Raw genomic sequence first — 16,890 nt, 5'->3', positions numbered from 1 at the left:
TAAAAGTACAGTTTTTAGCAGGCAGATCGACTTTGTATTAGAATCCATCAGGATAAAAAAGAAAAGCGGAAAAAGTTCGGCAAAGTAGAGGCAATCCGGCTAAAATGTTCAGCCTGAAATTGGTGATGATGAAAAGATGATAGGGCATCAGCGTGACATACTGGCAACATTAGGAATTGATCTCTGGATTCCTAGGGACAGCGCATGTCAGCCACATCAGGTCTCGATCTGGCGTGATCAGGCCGCACCAGAATTTCACAGTGACATTGTCTTGCCTCAGTCCAAGCAGCCCGAGGTATTTACAGATCTATCAATTCCTGAGCCGGTTATTCAACCCGAAGCTGAAGTCATGCCCGTGGTATCAGTGCCCACGCCAGTACTGGTTCAGGAACAGCGTGAAATCATACAAATTCCGCCATTTAGTTTGCAGATTTTAAGTCTGGCCTATTGCAGTATTGTGATTGACGCGACTGCAATGACTGAAGAAACCCAGAATTTATGGACGAATATCCAGCGTGCAGTGGTCAGCGAGTTTTGTGAGCTGAACTGGCCATTTCCTTGGGCCAATGTTCAGGATGGGCGCGGTGTGGACTCTTATATTCAGGGTTTTCTCGATGGGATGAGTGCCGAGAAAAATATTATTTTCTTGGGAACTGTACCTTATATTTCAAATAGTAAAATAATCCAGTTGGCTTCTTTACAGGAAATGCTGGATCAGCCAATTTTGAAAAAACGTTTATGGCAGTTTATGCAAAATAGGTCTGCCAGCTTGAAATAATATGAGTTTGGAATAAAAAATATGAAACAAAAAGTGGTTGTATTTAGTCAGATCGATGCTGATATTCAAAATAAACTTGAACAAACTTATGATGTCGCCTATATACAACCCAAGTTAGGCGATGTGAACCAGCAGCTTTTGCAGCAGGTTCAGGATGCCGATGGCATGATTGGAGCAGGTCGATTACTGAATCGTAACAATCTGGCGACTGCCACCCGGCTTAAAGTCATTTCCAGTGTCAGTGTCGGTTATGACAACTATGAACTTGATTATTTAAATGAAAAAAATATCTATCTCAGCCATACCCCGCATGTACTGACTGAAACCACGGCAGATCTGGCTTTTACATTGCTGATGTCTGCGGCACGTAAAGTGGCCTATCTGGATCACTGGACCAAACAAGGACAATGGCAGCGTACTGTTGGTGAAGCACAATTTGGTCTGGATATTTTTGGAAAAACTTTAGGTATTATCGGTCTGGGTCATATTGGAGCTGCAGTTGCACGTCGTGGTTTTTATGGTTTCAATATGAATATTTTGTACCATAACCGCCGTGAAAAACCAGAATTGGCCCAAGGCCTGAATGCACAGTATTCTGACTTAGATGAACTATTACAGCGTTCCGACTTTGTCGTTATTGCGGTTGACTTAAATGCTGATTCCAAAGCGCTGATTACAGCGGCTGAGTTGGCAAAAATGCAACCACATGCGGTATTGGTGAATATTTCACGTGGCTCAGTCATTGATGAGCAGGCTTTAATTGACGCTTTAAAAGCCAAGCAAATTTTTGCTGCCGGTCTCGATGTCTATCAGAAAGAGCCTTTAAAAGAATCTGAATTATTTCAGTTGGACAATGTGGTTACATTGCCACACGTGGGTTCTGCGACGGCTGCCACCCGTAAAAAAATGGCCGAATTGGCCTATCAGAATCTGGTGGATGCTTTAGAAGGGCGAGTGCCACGCTATGTGGTTAATCCTGAGTTTCAATAATATTAAATAACATTTTCTTGCGTATAGGCCCATTTTTCAATGCTATATTCAAGGCAGCTTAGAACAATAGATTTAGAGATTTTTCATTGAAACGATTGGCGTTGGCGTGTGGCTTAACGATGTGCATGGTGACAGGGCATAGCTCTAGCCATGATTTTAATCAAGCGACTGCACACTTTTCTGTGCCTGATATTGGTACAGGCGTGGGTTTACTCGATCAGCAAAAAGAAAAAATGATCGGTGAGAAAGTTTATCGTGAAGTGCATAAGAAAATGCCTGTCTTGCAAAATCCATGGCTGGAAGATCAACTTTTATCAGTATTCTCACATATTCTGAGTCAGACCCAGTTACAACAGCCTATCGGTTTGCTGGTAATCAATGATCCGCAAATTAATGCCTTTGCTGTGCCGGGCGGGCTCTTTGCACTGAATGCAGGTCTGATAAATTCAGCACGAAATATGGATGAAGTGGCAGGGGTGATGGCGCATGAAATTGCACATGTCACACAACGTCATTACAGTCGCTCCCAGGATGCCTTTAAGGGACAAGGTTTATTGGCGCTAGCGGGAATTTTGGTGGGTGCTTTGGTAGCTTCTCAAGCAGATGGTGATGCGGGTGCTGCGGTGATGATGGGTTCGCAAGCCGCGTTGATGGATAAACAGCTGACTTATAGTCGTAATCAGGAGCGTGAAGCAGACCGAATTGGCATGCAATACATGTATCGTTCCGGCTATAACCCGCATAGTATGGCAGACTTCTTCGAAGTCATGCATCGCTCGACCAGTCGCTTAAGCTTCCTGCCGGATTTCTGGTTTACTCATCCATTGACGACTGAGCGTATGAGTGAAGCACGTTTACGTGCCAATCAGCTGCCTGCGGTCAAACCTAAGCTGAATGATCAGGACTTTGAGATTATCAAATGGTATAGCAGGGTGCTGTCTCGCCAGACCAGTGAGGAGCAGCTCAGTTTGATGAATCGGCAGAATAATTTTGCCGGTCAGCTTGCTTTGGCTGCCTACCAGATACAGCAAAGTGATTTTCAGGCCGCACAGGCTGCTTTAGATCAGGCGAAAAAGCATAACCAGATGCATCCTTTATTGGTCTTGTTTCAGACTGATATTTACTTAGGTCAGAACCAGTTGAATGCAGCGCTGAAAAGTGTGGCTTCAGCAGCGCGAATCATGCCGGAAAACCGCGCGCTCAATTATAAATATGCAGAAGTCTTGATTCGTGCCCAGCAACCAGATCAAGCTAAACAGATTGTACAAAAATTTTTGAATGCCAATTCCCGCGATGTGAGCGGCTGGCGACTGATGCAACTGGCGACCAATGCAGAGCCTGCATCGGCAATCAAGGCCGCCAATGTGCTGCGTTATCGTGCAGAAGTAGAATACTGGTCCGGTTATGAGGAAACTGCCATCAAGTCATTATTACATGCACAGCGTACAGCGAAAAATAATCAATCTTTATCTGCAACCATTAACCAACGCCTGAAACAGATGCAGCAGGCACGTCAATATAAGATTTAAAGCTGAACTGGGTTTTAAGTTTTTGTATCAGGATGTTATGGCAAGAATATATTCAATCAGGCTACAATCTTTCTAAATATTAGTGTGATTAAATCCGAAGCATGATATGAAAAAAATACTATTGGGCGTGTGTCTACTGGGGTGGAATTATGGGGTTTTTGCTGCGAGTGCTGTTGAGTATGTAGACGCGGTAGAACGAATTAATGCGGATTATAAAAAGGAATCGCGTCAATTTTTAAGTGGTTTAAATCCGCAGCAACAGGGATTTAGTCCTGAGCAGAATGCAAAATTTTGTGGAATAGTAGGACGCTATGTTGATCGTTTATATCAAGCCGCTGACCAGAATCGTGCTTATCTGGATCGTAAGTTTCAAAATATGAGTAAACAGGATGTAATTGTAGAAGTGAAATCGTCTAAAGAGATGCAATTGCTGAAACGTTATCAGGTTGACTGTTATTTGCAATAAGAATACGTTAAGAACTGTCTTTTATAAAAAGGCAGTTCAACGTTAAAGAGGAAATACTAGAAAGTAGGGATTAAGCAAGTTGCGCTTTGATTTTGGCGGAAACTTGTGCAGGATCGGCGCGCCCGGCTATGAGCGGACGCAGAGAATTCATCACCTTACCCATATCTTTCATGCTAGTAGCTTGTTGCGCTGCAATAGCTTGCGCAATCATGGAATCAAGTTCTTCCTCAGTCATAGCTTCTGGTAGAAACTGAGACAAAATCTCAATTTCGGCTTGTTCCTTACTAGCTAAATCATCTCGGCCAGCGCCTGCAAAGGCTTTAACCGATTCTTTACGTTGTTTAATTTGTTTTTCAATGACCGCAAGAACCTGAGCGTCGTCAAGTTCTTTGCGCTCATCGACTTCGATTTGCTTAATTGCTGCCTGTAGACTACGAATGACCGTCAGCTTGGACATTTCTTTGGCACGCATTGTTGCTTTCAAAACATCCGTGATTTGGTCTTTTAAAGTCGTCATTATTTATTCCAGGCAATCAATCACAAATTAATCTTAGTAAAGGCGAGTCGTACGTACTGATTCACGCGCCAATTTCTTTTGGTAGCGTTTAACAGCAGCAGCTTTTTTGCGCTTACGTTCTTGAGTTGGTTTCTCGTAGAATTCACGCTTACGTACGTCAGCAAGAACACCCGCTTTTTCGCATGAACGTTTGAAACGACGGATAGCTACGTCTACTGGTTCGCCTTCTTTCAATTTAACTTGTGGCATGAAGAATCCTCATATCAGTTAGGGTAAGATCTCGGGCTGAATTGCCCTCAATCACAAGTGAAGGTCAGTATTTTACTCATTTACATCTCATACCACAAGTCTATAATAGTTGCTGCAATAGAATTGATACAGGTTATAGGCAGTTTAATGATCGTTTTAGGCTTGGAAACGTCGTGTGATGAAACAGGACTTGCGCTGTATGACAGCGAGTTGGGTTTGCGCGGACAGGTGCTTTATAGCCAGATTAAACTGCATGCAGAATATGGCGGTGTAGTTCCAGAGCTGGCGTCACGTGATCATGTGCGTAAACTGATTCCACTCATCAATGAGCTGCTTGAGCAGAGCGGCGTGAACAAATCAGAAATTGATGCAGTGGCATATACCCGTGGCCCAGGTCTGATGGGCGCATTAATGACAGGTGCGTTGTTTGGTCGAACTTTGGCCTTTGCATTGAACAAACCGGCAATTGGTGTTCATCATATGGAGGGGCATATGCTCGCACCATTGTTGTCTGAAACAGCGCCAGAATTTCCATTTGTGGCGCTGTTGGTCTCTGGTGGGCATTCACAACTGATGGCAGCCTATGGCATTGGCCAGTATGAATTGCTGGGTGAATCGATTGATGATGCAGCCGGAGAAGCATTCGATAAAGTGGCGAAAATGATGGGTCTGCCCTATCCAGGTGGGCCAAACATTTCCAAACTGGCTGAACAAGGCAATCCTGCTGCTTTTGCTTTCCCACGTCCAATGCTGCATCAAGGCCTAGAGTTTTCATTCAGCGGTTTAAAAACTGCAGTTTCCGTTCAAATGAAAAAACTGGGTGATGAAAACCGTGATGCAGATATCGCAGCAAGTTTCCAGGAAGCGATTGTCGATACCTTGGTAAAAAAATCCGTGAAGGCATTGAAGCAGACTGGCTTAAAACGTCTGGTGATTGCAGGTGGTGTCAGTGCCAATAAACGTTTACGCGAACGTCTGGAAGCAGATTTGGCAAAAATCAAGGCAACGGTTTACTACGCTGAGCCAGCACTGTGTACCGATAATGGTGCGATGATTGCATTTGCAGGTTATCAGCGTCTGAAAGCAGGGCAGCAGGATGGCTTGGCGGTAACCACAACGCCACGTTGGCCGATGACGGAGTTAAAAAATCCTGAAGCGGTTTAAAGATAGATAGGAAAGGGGCGGAAAGCCTCTTTTTTATTGTCTTGGTTTTATTGAGTAGAAATTTTCAACAAATAATAAATTATTTTGACTCTGCCATAGTAAGTGTTTTCTTACAGATACCGTAAAATGGTTTAATCATATAGGAATCCCGCTCTATGATAGGCGGAATTAAGAATAAATTTAATTTTTTATAAAAGTGTACAAATAAAAAATATTTTTTATTTGTCTTATTTTTGATCATTTATGGTTTTAAATAAATAGAATAAAATTAAAATAGGGAGAGTGAGTGTTTTTATTGGTTATCTTCGCTTTTAAGCAAAGATTAGAGTAGTTTAAATGAATATATCTAAATATTTTTTTATTTTAGGTCTTGGTTTGTCTGCTATTGTTAGCTTTGAAACCCAAGCATACAATTATACATCAAAAGGGGTGGGTGCAGACAGAAGTAAAGCATGTAATCAAGCTGATGAGAAAATTCAACGTGGTTCGACTACTTCAGGTTGTATATGTTCAAATATTCAACAAACCTATTGGGTTTGTAAAATAAACTATGATAAGCCTAAGCCAGTTGTATATACTGCACCTCCGATTTATCAAGCACCTGCTCCTACACGACGCTCATATAATTTCAGTGCACCAGGTGTGTTATAAGTAAAAAAGGCACTATGTTTAACATAGTGCCTTTTAAACTTAAAAACCTGTTCCATTCGCTGGATCACATTTTTGCTTAAGAAATGTCATGGCATAGTTTACACGTGTCGCTATATCTTCACTTCCTAATGAAAAAATAGTGTATGGTTCATTATTTTTTAAGCGTATAGAAACAAGTTCTTTAGATTGTTTAACTTCTAAAACCTTTCCCCAATCAATTCCATTTTCGGTACTCCCTAGTCGTAAGTCAGGTCTTAGGGATACTACCGGTTCAACCATTGAACCACCATGATAAACTCTCAAAGATAAGCTATTATTATCATAATTTATTTTGCTAATACAACGATCAATAGTAGTTACGTTGGTAATTTTACTTAGCCTTCGAGTCGTGCTGATCCATCATGCTCATCAGCCATATCTGAAAAATATTTTTTTAAATCTCCAGATTGGATACCTTTGTCTGGTAATATAATCGTTAAAAATTTTTGTGCATTTGCTACAGTTTGCTCTGCTGCTATAAGTGGTGTTGTAAATAAAAAACAGCTGGACATAATAGTCAGAGACTTTAGGTAATTCATGTATAAAAAGCCAAATAAATAAATCGTTTTATTTTAAAATAAAACTCCTCTACTTTAAAGATTAGTATTTTTCTTTTTTTAGCAGTATTAGGTAATATATAAATACAACTTAAAAGCTTGATTTTTTGATTTTCAAATGAAGAAATATTTAATTTATATATCGTTCTTTACCACCACAGGTCTTTCTGCAGAATATGTAATGATTGGACCTCCTTCTGGAGAGTGGGGGCGAACCTATGGTGAAACTTATCAAAACTCGGTAAAAAAAAAAGAAATTCAAAAACAGGTCGATTTGTTGGGTAAACACCGGACAGCAGAAGCTCAAAAAATGGTGGATCTTGCAGACGCAGCGCGTAAGGCAAGAGGTGAGAATACTGATTCAGTAATTAAAAATAATGATCAAAAAAAATCAGAAATTAAAAAAGAACAGTTAAGTTTAAGTGAAAAAGAAAAGGAGCTTAAACGTAAACTGGCTCAAGTCGAGAAAGAAGAGCAAGAAGCAAGAAAGAAAATTGAGTTATTACAATATCGTAATGCAGTACGTAATGGAACCAGTGTAGGTGTACTTCGTTGTGGGAGTTCAGGGCGTCCACGTGTGCATTTGGTGGGTGTAGTTGGACGTGCAACACGACCAGATCACGTGTATTCGGATTGCCGTTTGAAGCAGGTACAGTATCGTTGTCGTGGTGAAGGAAATTGGCAATTTTATACAAATAATTTATGGGTCTTAAGTAATGCATGTATTGGTATTGGTGATGACGTAATAGTAAATGTTCACTGTGATGCTGAACAAGTTGAAGTGCGACCAACACAATTTAGCTGTGATATTCACTAAGTTATATCCAGTAGCACAATATTCAGCTTTTATCTGTCAACTCATTTTATGAGGAATGGCAAATCTATGTATCATGTTTAGTTTCAAGGTTTTGATTAATAAGATAGTGTTTTTCAAAGAAGTATTGGAGAATTTAAAAATAAAATGAATGATAAAGGGATCAAGAATGATTCGTCCTGCGACAATTGAAGATGTGGCAGTTATTGCACAAGCGCATGTGCAGAGCGGGCAAGAAACCTGTCAGCAGATGCTCTATCTACCTATTTTGGCGGAATATAAGCTAGATACACGGCTTGCTTTATGATTGCAGGTGCTCAAGCTCAATAACCATATTCTATTGGTTACAGAAGGAGCAGGGCATATTCAGGGCTTTATTGATGTTTCGCTAAGTGAAGCAAAAGGCATTGCCAAAATTATAGCGTTATATGTATTGAAAGCTGCATAAAAGCGTAGGATTGGTCGAGTCTTGTTTAAAGAGGCATTAAAAGATATTCACCCAATGCAATATCCATAGATTTTACTCAATGTTTATGATCAGAACCCAGTCTGTCAGTTTGATGAACATATGAGAGCAAAATGCATTACTGCTGAAGATGTTAGCAATGAAGGTAAAAATCTCAAGGTTCTACATATCTATGGGACCGCGATGCATTTGCTGATTTAGATGGTTTGATTTAGTAGATTCAGAGTAAAAATTGCATGATACACAAGATAAAAGACTCGGCTTTAAAAGTCCGAGTCAGGTATTATGGCAACAACATGGTGTTGCACTTCAAATGCGAATCTAAGAAGGCCCAAAGCGATATTTACGTTGAGCCTGATCTTTTGAATTTTCTATTGTTCCAGATTATTCAACTGAGTTGCCCCAATCCAGTGTTTCGAGAACTGATAAGCGGCACGGCCTGAGCGTTGACCGCGTGCCTGACACCAGCGTAAAGCTTCGGCACGTGCTTCTGCACTGAGTTGCATATTCGCTTTATTCAAGTAATGTTCTACGATTTCCAGATATAAATTCTGATCCATTGGATAAAAAGACAGCCATAAGCCGAAACGGTCAGATAGCGAAATCTTCTCTTCAATTGCTTCCTGAGGATGTAGCTCAGTATATTGCGGAACATCGACCCGGGTGACAGGCGTATTTTCATGCATAAATTCTGGCAGTAAATGGCGGCGGTTACTGGTCGCATAAATCACAAAATTACTCGAACCCGATTGCAATGAACCATCTAATACACTTTTTAAACTGCGATAATTTTCATCTTCTGCATTAAAGGCCAGATCATCACAATAGACAATAAACTTTTCAGGACGGTCTGCAATCAGTTTTTGAATTTCCGGAAGTTCTGACAAGTCATCGCGTTCAATCTCAATCAGGCGTAAACCTTGCGCTGCGTATTCGGTCAGCAGGGCACGAACGATAGAGGATTTACCGGTGCCACGCGAACCAGTCAGCAAGACATCATTGGCAGGCAAGCCATTTAAGAACTGCAAAGTATTCTGGATGACTTTTTCTTTTTGTCGCTCAATCCCTTTTAAATCGGCCAGTTCCATCTGTCTAAGCTGATGAATGGGCTTGAGTTCACCCTGTTGCCATTTATAGGCATGTGCAGAAAAATCAGGAGCATGTTTCAGCTCGGGCAGGCTTTGCTGAAGTTGCAGCAGAACAGTCGAAAGGGTATTCAAGATATTGTCAGGTAACTCAATTTTCGCCATGATCTCAGCATTACAGATTTAAAATTATGTCTAGGATACTATCACCCTAAAATTCACAGTCAAAGCCTGAAAAGTGTGATAATTTGCTTAAAGCAGAGAATTTTCGCTATTGTTGTTATGAACAGATCGGTGCATATTTTCTACGCAGTGCAAGATGAATGAAAAATACAATATAGGGAAGAAGGCAGATGCTGTTTAAAGATTTTACTCAGGACATTAATCCACATCAGGCCTATCGTATTAAAAAACTCAAGCAGCAGCTGCAACAAGCTGAGTCCTATGAGGAATGGAAATATATTGCGCTAAAAATAGATGAAGAATCCGGGGCGCAAGAATGGAAATTCGACAATAGTTCTCCCTATTTTGATGCAGAAGTTATTGCGCATCGTTTGGGTAAATTAAGACGCTATAGACAACAGAAACGTACCCACGACCTGATGTATATTCTGCGCGAAGGTCTAAGTTACGATATCGCCAATATTGCCCATCCTTTATTGTTCACCGAAGCCTATGTCGGCACCAAAAGAATTATTGAAGATTATGTGGAGCAGGTTAGTCAGGGGCTGGCACATATCGCTTCAACAGACTGTAGCTGCTTAAATATGGAGGAAAAAATTGAATTTTTTAAAGGCTGTCAGCGTGCTTATGGTCAGCCAGCCTTGATGTTTTCCGGTGGCTCGACCTTGGGTCTGTTTCATACCGGTGTTTGTAAGGCCCTGATAGAGCAGGATTTATTGCCAAAGGTCATGTCAGGTTCAAGTGCAGGTGCCATCATGACGGCAATGCTGGGTGTATCCAAACCCTCGCAGTATGTCGATCTCTTGAAGGGACATAATTTCTTTCATGAGGCGTTTCATTTCCGAACCATGAGTGAATTGCTGAAAGGCAATGGAGGTCTGGCAGATGTCAAATATCTGAAAAAATTTCTGGTCGAAAATTTAGGCGATCTGACCTTTGAAGAAGCACTCAAAACCTCAGGTCTGCATATCAATATTGCTGTTGCCCCTTATGATTCAGCACAGGATGCCCGTATTTTAAATGCCTATACTTCTCCGGATGTGCTGGTCTGGAGTGCGGTCTTGGCCTCTTGTGCAGTCCCTATTCTGTTTCCGCCAGTACGTTTGACCAGTAAGCGTTATGATGGTGAATATACCCCTTATATGGGAGCAACACGTTGGGTCGATGGCAGTGTACGCAGTGATTTCCCGCAGGAAAAAATGGCCCGGTTATACAATATCAATTACACCATCGCCAGCCAGGTCAATCCGCATATCGTGCCATTTATGCAAGATGATGTCGCACGTTTCCGCAAAGGTACCTTAAGCTGGCCACAACGGATTGTACGCCGTCAGGGTGCGGTGATTACCAAAGGAATGATGGATTTTGCCCGGGAACATGCCGGAAGCTTGCCACCTGTACGCCGCATACTCGATCACGGCTATGGGGTGGTCGATCAGCGTTATTATGGCGATGTGAATATTGTCGGTAAATATAGCCTGCGCCACTATAGCTATATGCTGCAAAATCCACGGCCCTATCTCTTTAAAATCTTGCAGCGCGAAGGCGAACGGGCCACTTGGCCAAAAATTTCCTTAATTGAGACTCAGGAACGGGTGGGGAAAACTATTCAGCATTGTCTGGAGCTGCTAAATTATCAATATACTGCTGATCCAAAGCCTGAATATATTGCAACCACTTAATTTAGATCATCTTGATACTTTCGATTTTCAACCAAGAACCAAAACCCGCAGTCTGAGTTTTGGCCGACGCCTGTATTATGCTGCGGGTCAGCCCGCATTCTGGCTAAAAACTCAAGTGTCGACTAAATCTGACAGCTCAATATCATCTCCGCATGCAAAGCTGGGCTTGCAGCAGGAGCTGAATTTTTATCAAACGCATAGCCGTTCGAGTGATCTGAACTTTTTCCTTCCGCATCAAATCATTCAACAACCATTCACCATTCAACATGAACAATTTGAGCAGGCTTTGATTCTGGTCGATGCACCAGCACATTTTCAGATCATGCCAGATCAACTTTCTGTAACGCAGATTCGACAACATTTGCTGCAAGCGGTAGAACCTTTAATCTGCCTGCAACAGCTGGGTTATTTGCATGCGGATTTAAAGCGGGAGCATTTTGTTGATGATCAGGGTAGGGTATGTCTACTTGATTTTGAACACGTCCAGCCTCTGGATCAGAAAGTGGATGAGCTGAATGCGACACCACGTTATATGGCACCGGAATTATTCCAAGGAAAAGCCAAAAGCTTGCAGAGCGAAGTTTATGCTTTGGGCGTGATTTTTTATGAATGGCTGAGTGGACAGCGCTTGCAGGCAACTGACTATCTGGATTGGGCGTTTTTACATTGTCAGCGCCTAAAAGTTGAGTTGCCTGAACAAATTCAGATTTTTGAAAAGTTGTTAGCGCTGATGCTAGGCAAGCAAAAACAGCATCGGTTGGCAGATTTTAAAGCGGTTAAATACTACTTAGTGACTGAAATCGAATGAGAAAAATACAATAAAATCGGGATTGTTTCTTATTTAATCAAACGAGTGTTTTTTTCTTATAAACGGCTTGTCAGCTGGAAATGATCTCTATATTATACACAGCCATTGGGGACGTGGCGAAATTGGTAGACGCACTGGATTTAGGTTCCAGCGCCGCGAGGTGTGAGAGTTCGAGTCTCTCCGTCCCCACCAATTTACTTGAGTAATTGAGTAAACTGGCCGAGTAGAGGATTGGTGTAATGGTAGCATGACGGTCTCCAAAACCGTTCGTCAAGGTTCGAGTCCTTGATCCTCTGCCAAAGTTTGAAAAATCCAACGCTAAGTTGGTACCCTGATGGGGACGTGGCGAAATTGGTAGACGCACTGGATTTAGGTTCCAGCGCCGCGAGGTGTGAGAGTTCGAGTCTCTCCGTCCCCACCATCATATTAAAGCAAGGCTGGTGCCTTGCTTTTTTATTGCCTGAAATTTATACCAGATTTTTTAAGCTGTAAAATTTTGCTGTCTTTTACGCATAGGTTTAGTCTGTTAAAGAACGTTAGAAAACGGGTCAATGCTCAGGAAAGGGCAGAACTTCAGGAAACTTTGTTTTATTAGATGCAATAATTGATATTATGCAAGTCAGCTAAAGTCTAAATTTGAATATGTGATTCTCCTGTGGTGCGTATTGATCTTATCTGTTTCGATGAAACTAGGCGACAACAGTGCAAATAGGTCAGTATTTACGCAACACTGAATTAATTGTTTAAATTTTGATATAAAAGTATTTTCCTGCTACAGAATTGCTTGTGAATCGGGTCTGATCGCTATAATATACACAGCCATGGGGATATGGCGGAATTGGTAGACGCACTGTGTTCAGGTCGCAGCGCCTTCTGGGCGTGAGAGTTCGAGTCTCTCTATCCCCACCATTATATTGAAGCAAGGCTAATGCCTTGCTTTTTTATTGCCTGAAATTTTATACAGCAATTTTCATTGATCTTATTCTTAAATCCTTATTTTGCTTGATAGAACGTGTGTGACGGAAGTTATATAAAAAGCATGGTTGCATTGTTTTGAATGCCGAGGCCATACAATATAAGGCTTGATCTGTAGTTTGTTTTTTATACATTTTGGTTTTTATGACACAAAATAAAGCTGAGACCTTTTAAAATACTGAATTTGTGGTTTCGTCTTCAAAGAGTCAAATTGTCTTGATAAATTTTATCAAAAGTAAAAAAATATAATTAACTGTTTAATTTCTAGCGGAATAGAATGTGATTGCTTGTAAAATCGCTTGTCAATGACGGTCTATCTCTATAATATACACAGCCATTGGGGACGTGGCGAAATTGGTAGACGCACTGGATTTAGGTTCCAGCGCCGCGAGGTGTGAGAGTTCGAGTCTCTCCGTCCCCACCAATTTACTTGAGTAATTGAGTAAACTGGCCGAGTAGAGGATTGGTGTAATGGTAGCATGACGGTCTCCAAAACCGTTCGTCAAGGTTCGAGTCCTTGATCCTCTGCCAAAGTTTGAAAAATCCAACGCTAAGTTGGTACCCTGATGGGGACGTGGCGAAATTGGTAGACGCACTGGATTTAGGTTCCAGCGCCGCGAGGTGTGAGAGTTCGAGTCTCTCCGTCCCCACCATCATATTAAAGCAAGGCTGATGCCTTGCTTTTTTATTTCCTGAAATTTATTTAATCAAGATAAAAAGAAAAGTCCGTCGAAACGGACTAAAGATTGGAGAATAGAGTTGCTGAATCAGTGGAATAATTTATTTATTTTTCTGATTGAAAATAACCTGAATCAGGCTTTTAAATGATCTTCAAATTCCTCACCCAGCTGGATCGCGAGTGCATTGCCGGCCAGATCACAGGTGACCAGACCGTATTCTTTTTTGAAACTGAAACTGAAACCACGATCATCAGCCAGGGTGCGTACGGAATATCCTAATTTTTCTAACCATAGTCGAAATGCAATCAGATTTTTAGCTTTAACCACTTTTTTCACGAGATCACTCCTTCATCATTGTTCTATCTTAAATAAGGGTGAGAAATTTTGTTTTAAAGGGCAAATTCCCATATTTAATTAATTTAATCTAATTTGAATGTTTAGTGAACATCGTATGCTCGCTAAAGAAGCAGTTTATGACTTAAGTAAATGATTTTTATCATATTGAATAGGTTGTAACTAAATATTAAGTTTTTATAGCATGTAAATAAATTTAATTATAGTTTAATTTCAAAGGCTTATTTTGCTATTGATCTAAATTTAAACTTTATCAACACCATAAAATGTAAGAATAGGGAATGCCGAAGCATCGGCATATTAAAGTTGCATTGATTATTTAATCGGATCATTAGCAGCTGCTGGTTTTCTGAGCTATCGTTTGAGATGCATACGCTATACTATCAAAAATGTAATTCTTGAATTAAATACGATTGCCATGACTGAACTGACGATTGAACACAATGTGAATCAGCAAATTGAATGGATGCAGCAACAGGGCTTAGATCCGGTTGCTGTGATGCTGGGACATGAGGACTGGTTGAATTTTACAGTGCAATCGAAAGTAGCCTATACGCCGTTTGGTAGTGCACGTCGTTATCAACCGGCCTTAGCTGGTTTGCTGCTGGTACGTGTTGACGAAATGCAGGCAGTGCGTGTCGTCACTCAAGACGAACTGGATGCTTATGCGCAAAGTCACCAGATTCTTTAACATGGATCTTTAACTCTAGAACTGATCTTTCAGGGTTCTCAAGCGCTGAAACTCTTCCACACTATCCGCACGCAGGAAAGGATTGGTTTGTAATTCATCTTCAATGCTGCTTGGCAGCGTGCACTGGCCTAACATACGCAAGCATTCGATATGCTCAAAGCGTTCCAGAATTGCCTGATTGTCCGGTTCGACGTGTTTGGCAAACTGGGCATTCGAGAGGGTGTATTCATGCGTGCAATAGACCTGGGTGCGTGGTGGTAAGGCAGCCAGACGTGACAGTGAATGATACATCTGTGAATAAGTACCTTCAAAAACCCGGCCACAGCCCATGGCAAATAAAGTATCGCCACAGAACAGCATATCAATCGCATCAATGAAGTAAACGATATGGCCTAATGTATGGCCTGGTACTGCGATCACTTGAATATCTGCCCCATGAAAGCTGAACTGTTCTTCATGCTCAAGTGGATGCGTGATCAACGGAATTTTACTCAGTTCTGCACGTGGGCCATAAACAGGCAGATTTTGTCCCTGAATTAAGCCGGGCACACCGCCAATATGGTCTTTATGCCAGTGCGTTAACCAGATTTGACTTAAGATTAAACCGTGTTCGGCACAATAATCTTGCACCAATCCTGCTTCGGTCGGGTCAATGACTACGACCTGATGAGAAGCCGTATGTTCCAGCAACCAGATATAATTTTGCAGCGAGTTCTGGACATCAATACAGTGAATTTTAAAAGGCATCATAGCGCATCAGACCAAATGAAGATTGAGAATAAAGTAGCATAATTTCAGATGCTCTGGGCTTGCAGATATTATCTGCTCATCCGGGATAATTTTTGTTTATGTCCCATTTAAAAAATCATAAGTCCGAATCATCAACGCTTACCGCCTTGCCAATGCTATAAAATTGTACACCAGTCACATGATGAGTACTTTTCCATTCTTCACTCACTACATGATAATGCCAGTGACTGTCGCGGAAGACTGATCATCGGCATAGGCCGCAATCAGCTTGCCAATAAACAGATCATGCATTTGCTGGTTATGCGGCCCGGGAATCAGCTCGCAGAGTATTTATGCAGCACAGCCTTGCCCAGAGAAATATCAAAACCAGAGAATTTAAATAACCTTAGGCCAGATGGTGCCAATTTTTCAGGTACATCATGCAGGCTCAGCCTACCTAGCCGATAGGATTTTTCTAGGAGAATACTTTGAAGATGGGGGTTGGTCATACCGCATCATTCACTATATTGGTGTATTTAAGTGGCTAGATTAGTTAGATTATTAGCATATTCAAGTTCACTCTTGCAAAAAAGCTTTTAAACTAGAGATTGTGATATTGAGGACTTCAGAAAATGAAAATGTACCAGGTCGATGCGTTTACCACGGAACTGTTTAAAGGAAATCCAGCTGCGGTGATTGTGCTGGAGGACTGGCTCGAAGATGAACTGATGCAAAATATCGCCTTGGAAAATAATCTGTCTGAAACAGCTTTTGTGAAAATAATTGATGCAGAAAATTATGCTATTCGCTGGTTTACCCCGACCAAGGAGGTGGATTTTTGTGGTCATGCAACCTTGGCCAGCAGCTTTGTATTATTCAATCAATTTGGTACGGCAAAAACGATCCAGTTTCATGTGAAAGATCTGGGGATCTTTGTGGTTGATCAGGATACAGATGGCAAGATCAGAATGAACTTTCCAATTCGCCGTGCAGTAGCCGTCACAGAATATCCTGAGGCCTTAAGACAGGCATTGAGCAAACCGTTTAAGCAGGTTTATCTGAATGCACAAGGTTATATTGTCGAATATGAATCGGTACAGGATGTGCTAGATGAATCACCTGATTTTGAATTATTAAAACAATTAAATGGCAAGCGTACCGCGATTACTGCTCAGAATAACTTTTTAGATGTCGCGATTACCTCGCAAGATACACAATATGATTGTATTTCACGTTATTTTGCACCGAGTAACGGAATCAATGAAGACCCGGTCACAGGGTCTATTCACACCGGAATTGCGCCACTTTGGGCAGACAAACTGGGTAAAAATGAACTGGTCGCTTATCAGGCATCAGCGCGCGGTGGTGTACTTTATTGTGCTTTGCAAGATCAGGAACGAATTGAAATTTCGGGTTATGGCAAATTATATATGCAGGCTGAACTTTATCTTTAATCTCTGATTACATAGATATGCATGTCGTC

Annotated in this window: 20 protein-coding genes, 7 tRNA genes and 1 pseudogene; 20 read left to right on the top strand and 8 right to left on the bottom strand. The window is 41.4% G+C overall.

Annotated features, from left to right (window positions below):
- Positions 1-136 precede the first annotated feature (136 nt).
- From FTV30_RS00210 to FTV30_RS00195, 4 genes are all read left to right on the top strand, one after another.
- Positions 137-778: a hypothetical protein gene (locus FTV30_RS00210; RefSeq protein ID WP_005096584.1), complete on the top strand. Its 642-nt coding sequence runs from the start codon at positions 137-139 to the stop codon at positions 776-778.
- Between the two features lie 21 nt (positions 779-799).
- Entirely contained in the window at positions 800-1,768 is a 969-nt protein-coding gene (locus FTV30_RS00205) for a D-glycerate dehydrogenase (RefSeq protein ID WP_005171555.1), read from the top strand.
- Positions 1,769-1,854: 86 nt separating this feature from the next.
- Positions 1,855-3,297 (top strand): M48 family metalloprotease, encoded by a 1,443-nt coding sequence (locus FTV30_RS00200; protein WP_218950536.1) that lies wholly within the window; start codon positions 1,855-1,857, stop codon positions 3,295-3,297.
- Between the two features lie 106 nt (positions 3,298-3,403).
- A complete protein-coding gene (locus FTV30_RS00195) occupies positions 3,404-3,763 on the top strand; it encodes a hypothetical protein (protein ID WP_180000797.1) in 360 nt (119 codons plus the stop codon).
- A 70-nt stretch (positions 3,764-3,833) separates the two neighbouring features.
- Here FTV30_RS00195 and FTV30_RS00190 read toward each other — a convergent pair whose 3' ends face one another.
- Together FTV30_RS00190 and rpsU are read right to left on the bottom strand one after the other, a co-directional pair.
- On the bottom strand, positions 3,834-4,280 hold the full coding sequence (locus FTV30_RS00190) for a GatB/YqeY domain-containing protein (RefSeq protein WP_004280076.1): 447 nt from the start codon (positions 4,278-4,280) through the stop codon (positions 3,834-3,836).
- A gap of 33 nt (positions 4,281-4,313) precedes the next feature.
- Complete coding sequence (gene rpsU / locus FTV30_RS00185) at positions 4,314-4,529, bottom strand: 30S ribosomal protein S21 (RefSeq protein ID WP_001136722.1); 216 nt, start codon at positions 4,527-4,529, stop codon at positions 4,314-4,316.
- Between the two features lie 147 nt (positions 4,530-4,676).
- On the opposite strand from rpsU, the gene tsaD reads away from it, so the two are divergent.
- Together tsaD and FTV30_RS00175 are read left to right on the top strand one after the other, a co-directional pair.
- On the top strand, positions 4,677-5,693 hold the full coding sequence (gene tsaD, locus FTV30_RS00180) for a tRNA (adenosine(37)-N6)-threonylcarbamoyltransferase complex transferase subunit TsaD (protein WP_180000796.1): 1,017 nt from the start codon (positions 4,677-4,679) through the stop codon (positions 5,691-5,693).
- 336 nt (positions 5,694-6,029) lie between these two features.
- Complete coding sequence (locus tag FTV30_RS00175) at positions 6,030-6,344, top strand: hypothetical protein (RefSeq protein ID WP_141667071.1); 315 nt, start codon at positions 6,030-6,032, stop codon at positions 6,342-6,344.
- A 39-nt stretch (positions 6,345-6,383) separates the two neighbouring features.
- Here FTV30_RS00175 and FTV30_RS00170 read toward each other — a convergent pair whose 3' ends face one another.
- On the bottom strand, positions 6,384-6,623 hold the full coding sequence (locus FTV30_RS00170; protein ID WP_180000795.1) for a hypothetical protein: 240 nt from the start codon (positions 6,621-6,623) through the stop codon (positions 6,384-6,386).
- A 95-nt stretch (positions 6,624-6,718) separates the two neighbouring features.
- Entirely contained in the window at positions 6,719-6,922 is a 204-nt protein-coding gene (locus FTV30_RS00165; protein WP_180000794.1) for a hypothetical protein, read from the bottom strand.
- Positions 6,923-7,121: 199 nt separating this feature from the next.
- On the opposite strand from FTV30_RS00165, the gene FTV30_RS00160 reads away from it, so the two are divergent.
- The 3 genes from FTV30_RS00160 to FTV30_RS16150 all read left to right on the top strand — a co-directional run bounded on the left by FTV30_RS00160 (position 7,122) and on the right by FTV30_RS16150 (position 8,202).
- On the top strand, positions 7,122-7,757 hold the full coding sequence (locus FTV30_RS00160; RefSeq protein ID WP_180000793.1) for a hypothetical protein: 636 nt from the start codon (positions 7,122-7,124) through the stop codon (positions 7,755-7,757).
- A gap of 166 nt (positions 7,758-7,923) precedes the next feature.
- Positions 7,924-8,061: a hypothetical protein gene (locus FTV30_RS00155; protein WP_157797501.1), complete on the top strand. Its 138-nt coding sequence runs from the start codon at positions 7,924-7,926 to the stop codon at positions 8,059-8,061.
- Positions 8,062-8,067: 6 nt separating this feature from the next.
- Positions 8,068-8,202, top strand: a complete 135-nt coding sequence (locus FTV30_RS16150) for a hypothetical protein (RefSeq protein WP_257222781.1) — start codon at positions 8,068-8,070, stop codon at positions 8,200-8,202.
- Between the two features lie 389 nt (positions 8,203-8,591).
- On the opposite strand, the gene FTV30_RS00150 is transcribed toward FTV30_RS16150, so the two are convergent.
- Positions 8,592-9,470 (bottom strand): ATP-binding protein, encoded by an 879-nt coding sequence (locus tag FTV30_RS00150; protein ID WP_180000792.1) that lies wholly within the window; start codon positions 9,468-9,470, stop codon positions 8,592-8,594.
- A gap of 188 nt (positions 9,471-9,658) precedes the next feature.
- Here FTV30_RS00150 and FTV30_RS00145 point away from each other — a divergent pair, with 188 nt between their 5' ends.
- The 9 genes from FTV30_RS00145 to FTV30_RS00105 all read left to right on the top strand — a co-directional run bounded on the left by FTV30_RS00145 (position 9,659) and on the right by FTV30_RS00105 (position 13,606).
- Positions 9,659-11,170 (top strand): DUF3336 domain-containing protein, encoded by a 1,512-nt coding sequence (locus FTV30_RS00145; RefSeq protein WP_074382960.1) that lies wholly within the window; start codon positions 9,659-9,661, stop codon positions 11,168-11,170.
- On the top strand, positions 11,157-11,978 hold the full coding sequence (locus FTV30_RS00140) for a protein kinase (RefSeq protein ID WP_180000791.1): 822 nt from the start codon (positions 11,157-11,159) through the stop codon (positions 11,976-11,978). Before FTV30_RS00145 ends, FTV30_RS00140 begins: the two co-directional genes overlap by 14 nt.
- 107 nt (positions 11,979-12,085) lie before the next feature.
- Positions 12,086-12,170 (top strand) — tRNA-Leu (locus tag FTV30_RS00135).
- Positions 12,171-12,203: 33 nt separating this feature from the next.
- Positions 12,204-12,277 (top strand) — tRNA-Trp (locus FTV30_RS00130).
- A 37-nt stretch (positions 12,278-12,314) separates the two neighbouring features.
- Positions 12,315-12,399, top strand: a tRNA-Leu gene (locus FTV30_RS00125).
- 402 nt (positions 12,400-12,801) lie between these two features.
- Positions 12,802-12,887: transfer RNA gene (locus FTV30_RS00120), tRNA-Leu, on the top strand.
- Between the two features lie 405 nt (positions 12,888-13,292).
- A tRNA-Leu gene (locus tag FTV30_RS00115) sits at positions 13,293-13,377 on the top strand.
- Positions 13,378-13,410: 33 nt separating this feature from the next.
- Positions 13,411-13,484, top strand: a tRNA-Trp gene (locus tag FTV30_RS00110).
- Positions 13,485-13,521: 37 nt separating this feature from the next.
- A tRNA-Leu gene (locus FTV30_RS00105) sits at positions 13,522-13,606 on the top strand.
- Between the two features lie 159 nt (positions 13,607-13,765).
- Here FTV30_RS00105 and FTV30_RS00100 read toward each other — a convergent pair.
- The gene (locus FTV30_RS00100) at positions 13,766-13,969 is read right to left on the bottom strand and encodes a hypothetical protein (protein ID WP_005096596.1); all 204 of its coding nucleotides are present in this window, start codon (positions 13,967-13,969) and stop codon (positions 13,766-13,768) included.
- Positions 13,970-14,405: 436 nt separating this feature from the next.
- Here FTV30_RS00100 and FTV30_RS00095 point away from each other — a divergent pair, with 436 nt between their 5' ends.
- Positions 14,406-14,678, top strand: coding sequence for a hypothetical protein (locus tag FTV30_RS00095; protein ID WP_034609047.1), 273 nt, complete (start codon positions 14,406-14,408; stop codon positions 14,676-14,678).
- A gap of 15 nt (positions 14,679-14,693) precedes the next feature.
- On the opposite strand, the gene gloB is transcribed toward FTV30_RS00095, so the two are convergent.
- Together gloB and FTV30_RS16405 are read right to left on the bottom strand one after the other, a co-directional pair.
- Positions 14,694-15,428: a hydroxyacylglutathione hydrolase gene (gene gloB / locus FTV30_RS00090; protein ID WP_180000790.1), complete on the bottom strand. Its 735-nt coding sequence runs from the start codon at positions 15,426-15,428 to the stop codon at positions 14,694-14,696.
- Between the two features lie 115 nt (positions 15,429-15,543).
- Positions 15,544-15,886 (bottom strand): annotated as a pseudogene (locus FTV30_RS16405) (flavin reductase); the annotation flags it as partial.
- Between the two features lie 153 nt (positions 15,887-16,039).
- Here FTV30_RS16405 and FTV30_RS00085 point away from each other — a divergent pair.
- Positions 16,040-16,861, top strand: coding sequence for a PhzF family phenazine biosynthesis protein (locus tag FTV30_RS00085; RefSeq protein WP_180000789.1), 822 nt, complete (start codon positions 16,040-16,042; stop codon positions 16,859-16,861).
- The last annotated feature ends 29 nt before the right edge of the window (positions 16,862-16,890 follow it).

Origin of the sequence: Acinetobacter sp. YH12255 (assembly GCF_013417355.1) — a bacterium.
In the GTDB taxonomy this organism is placed as follows: domain Bacteria; phylum Pseudomonadota; class Gammaproteobacteria; order Pseudomonadales; family Moraxellaceae; genus Acinetobacter; species Acinetobacter pseudolwoffii.
Note: the sequence above shows the minus strand (reverse complement) of the source record. Positions and strands in the feature narration are given on the sequence as shown.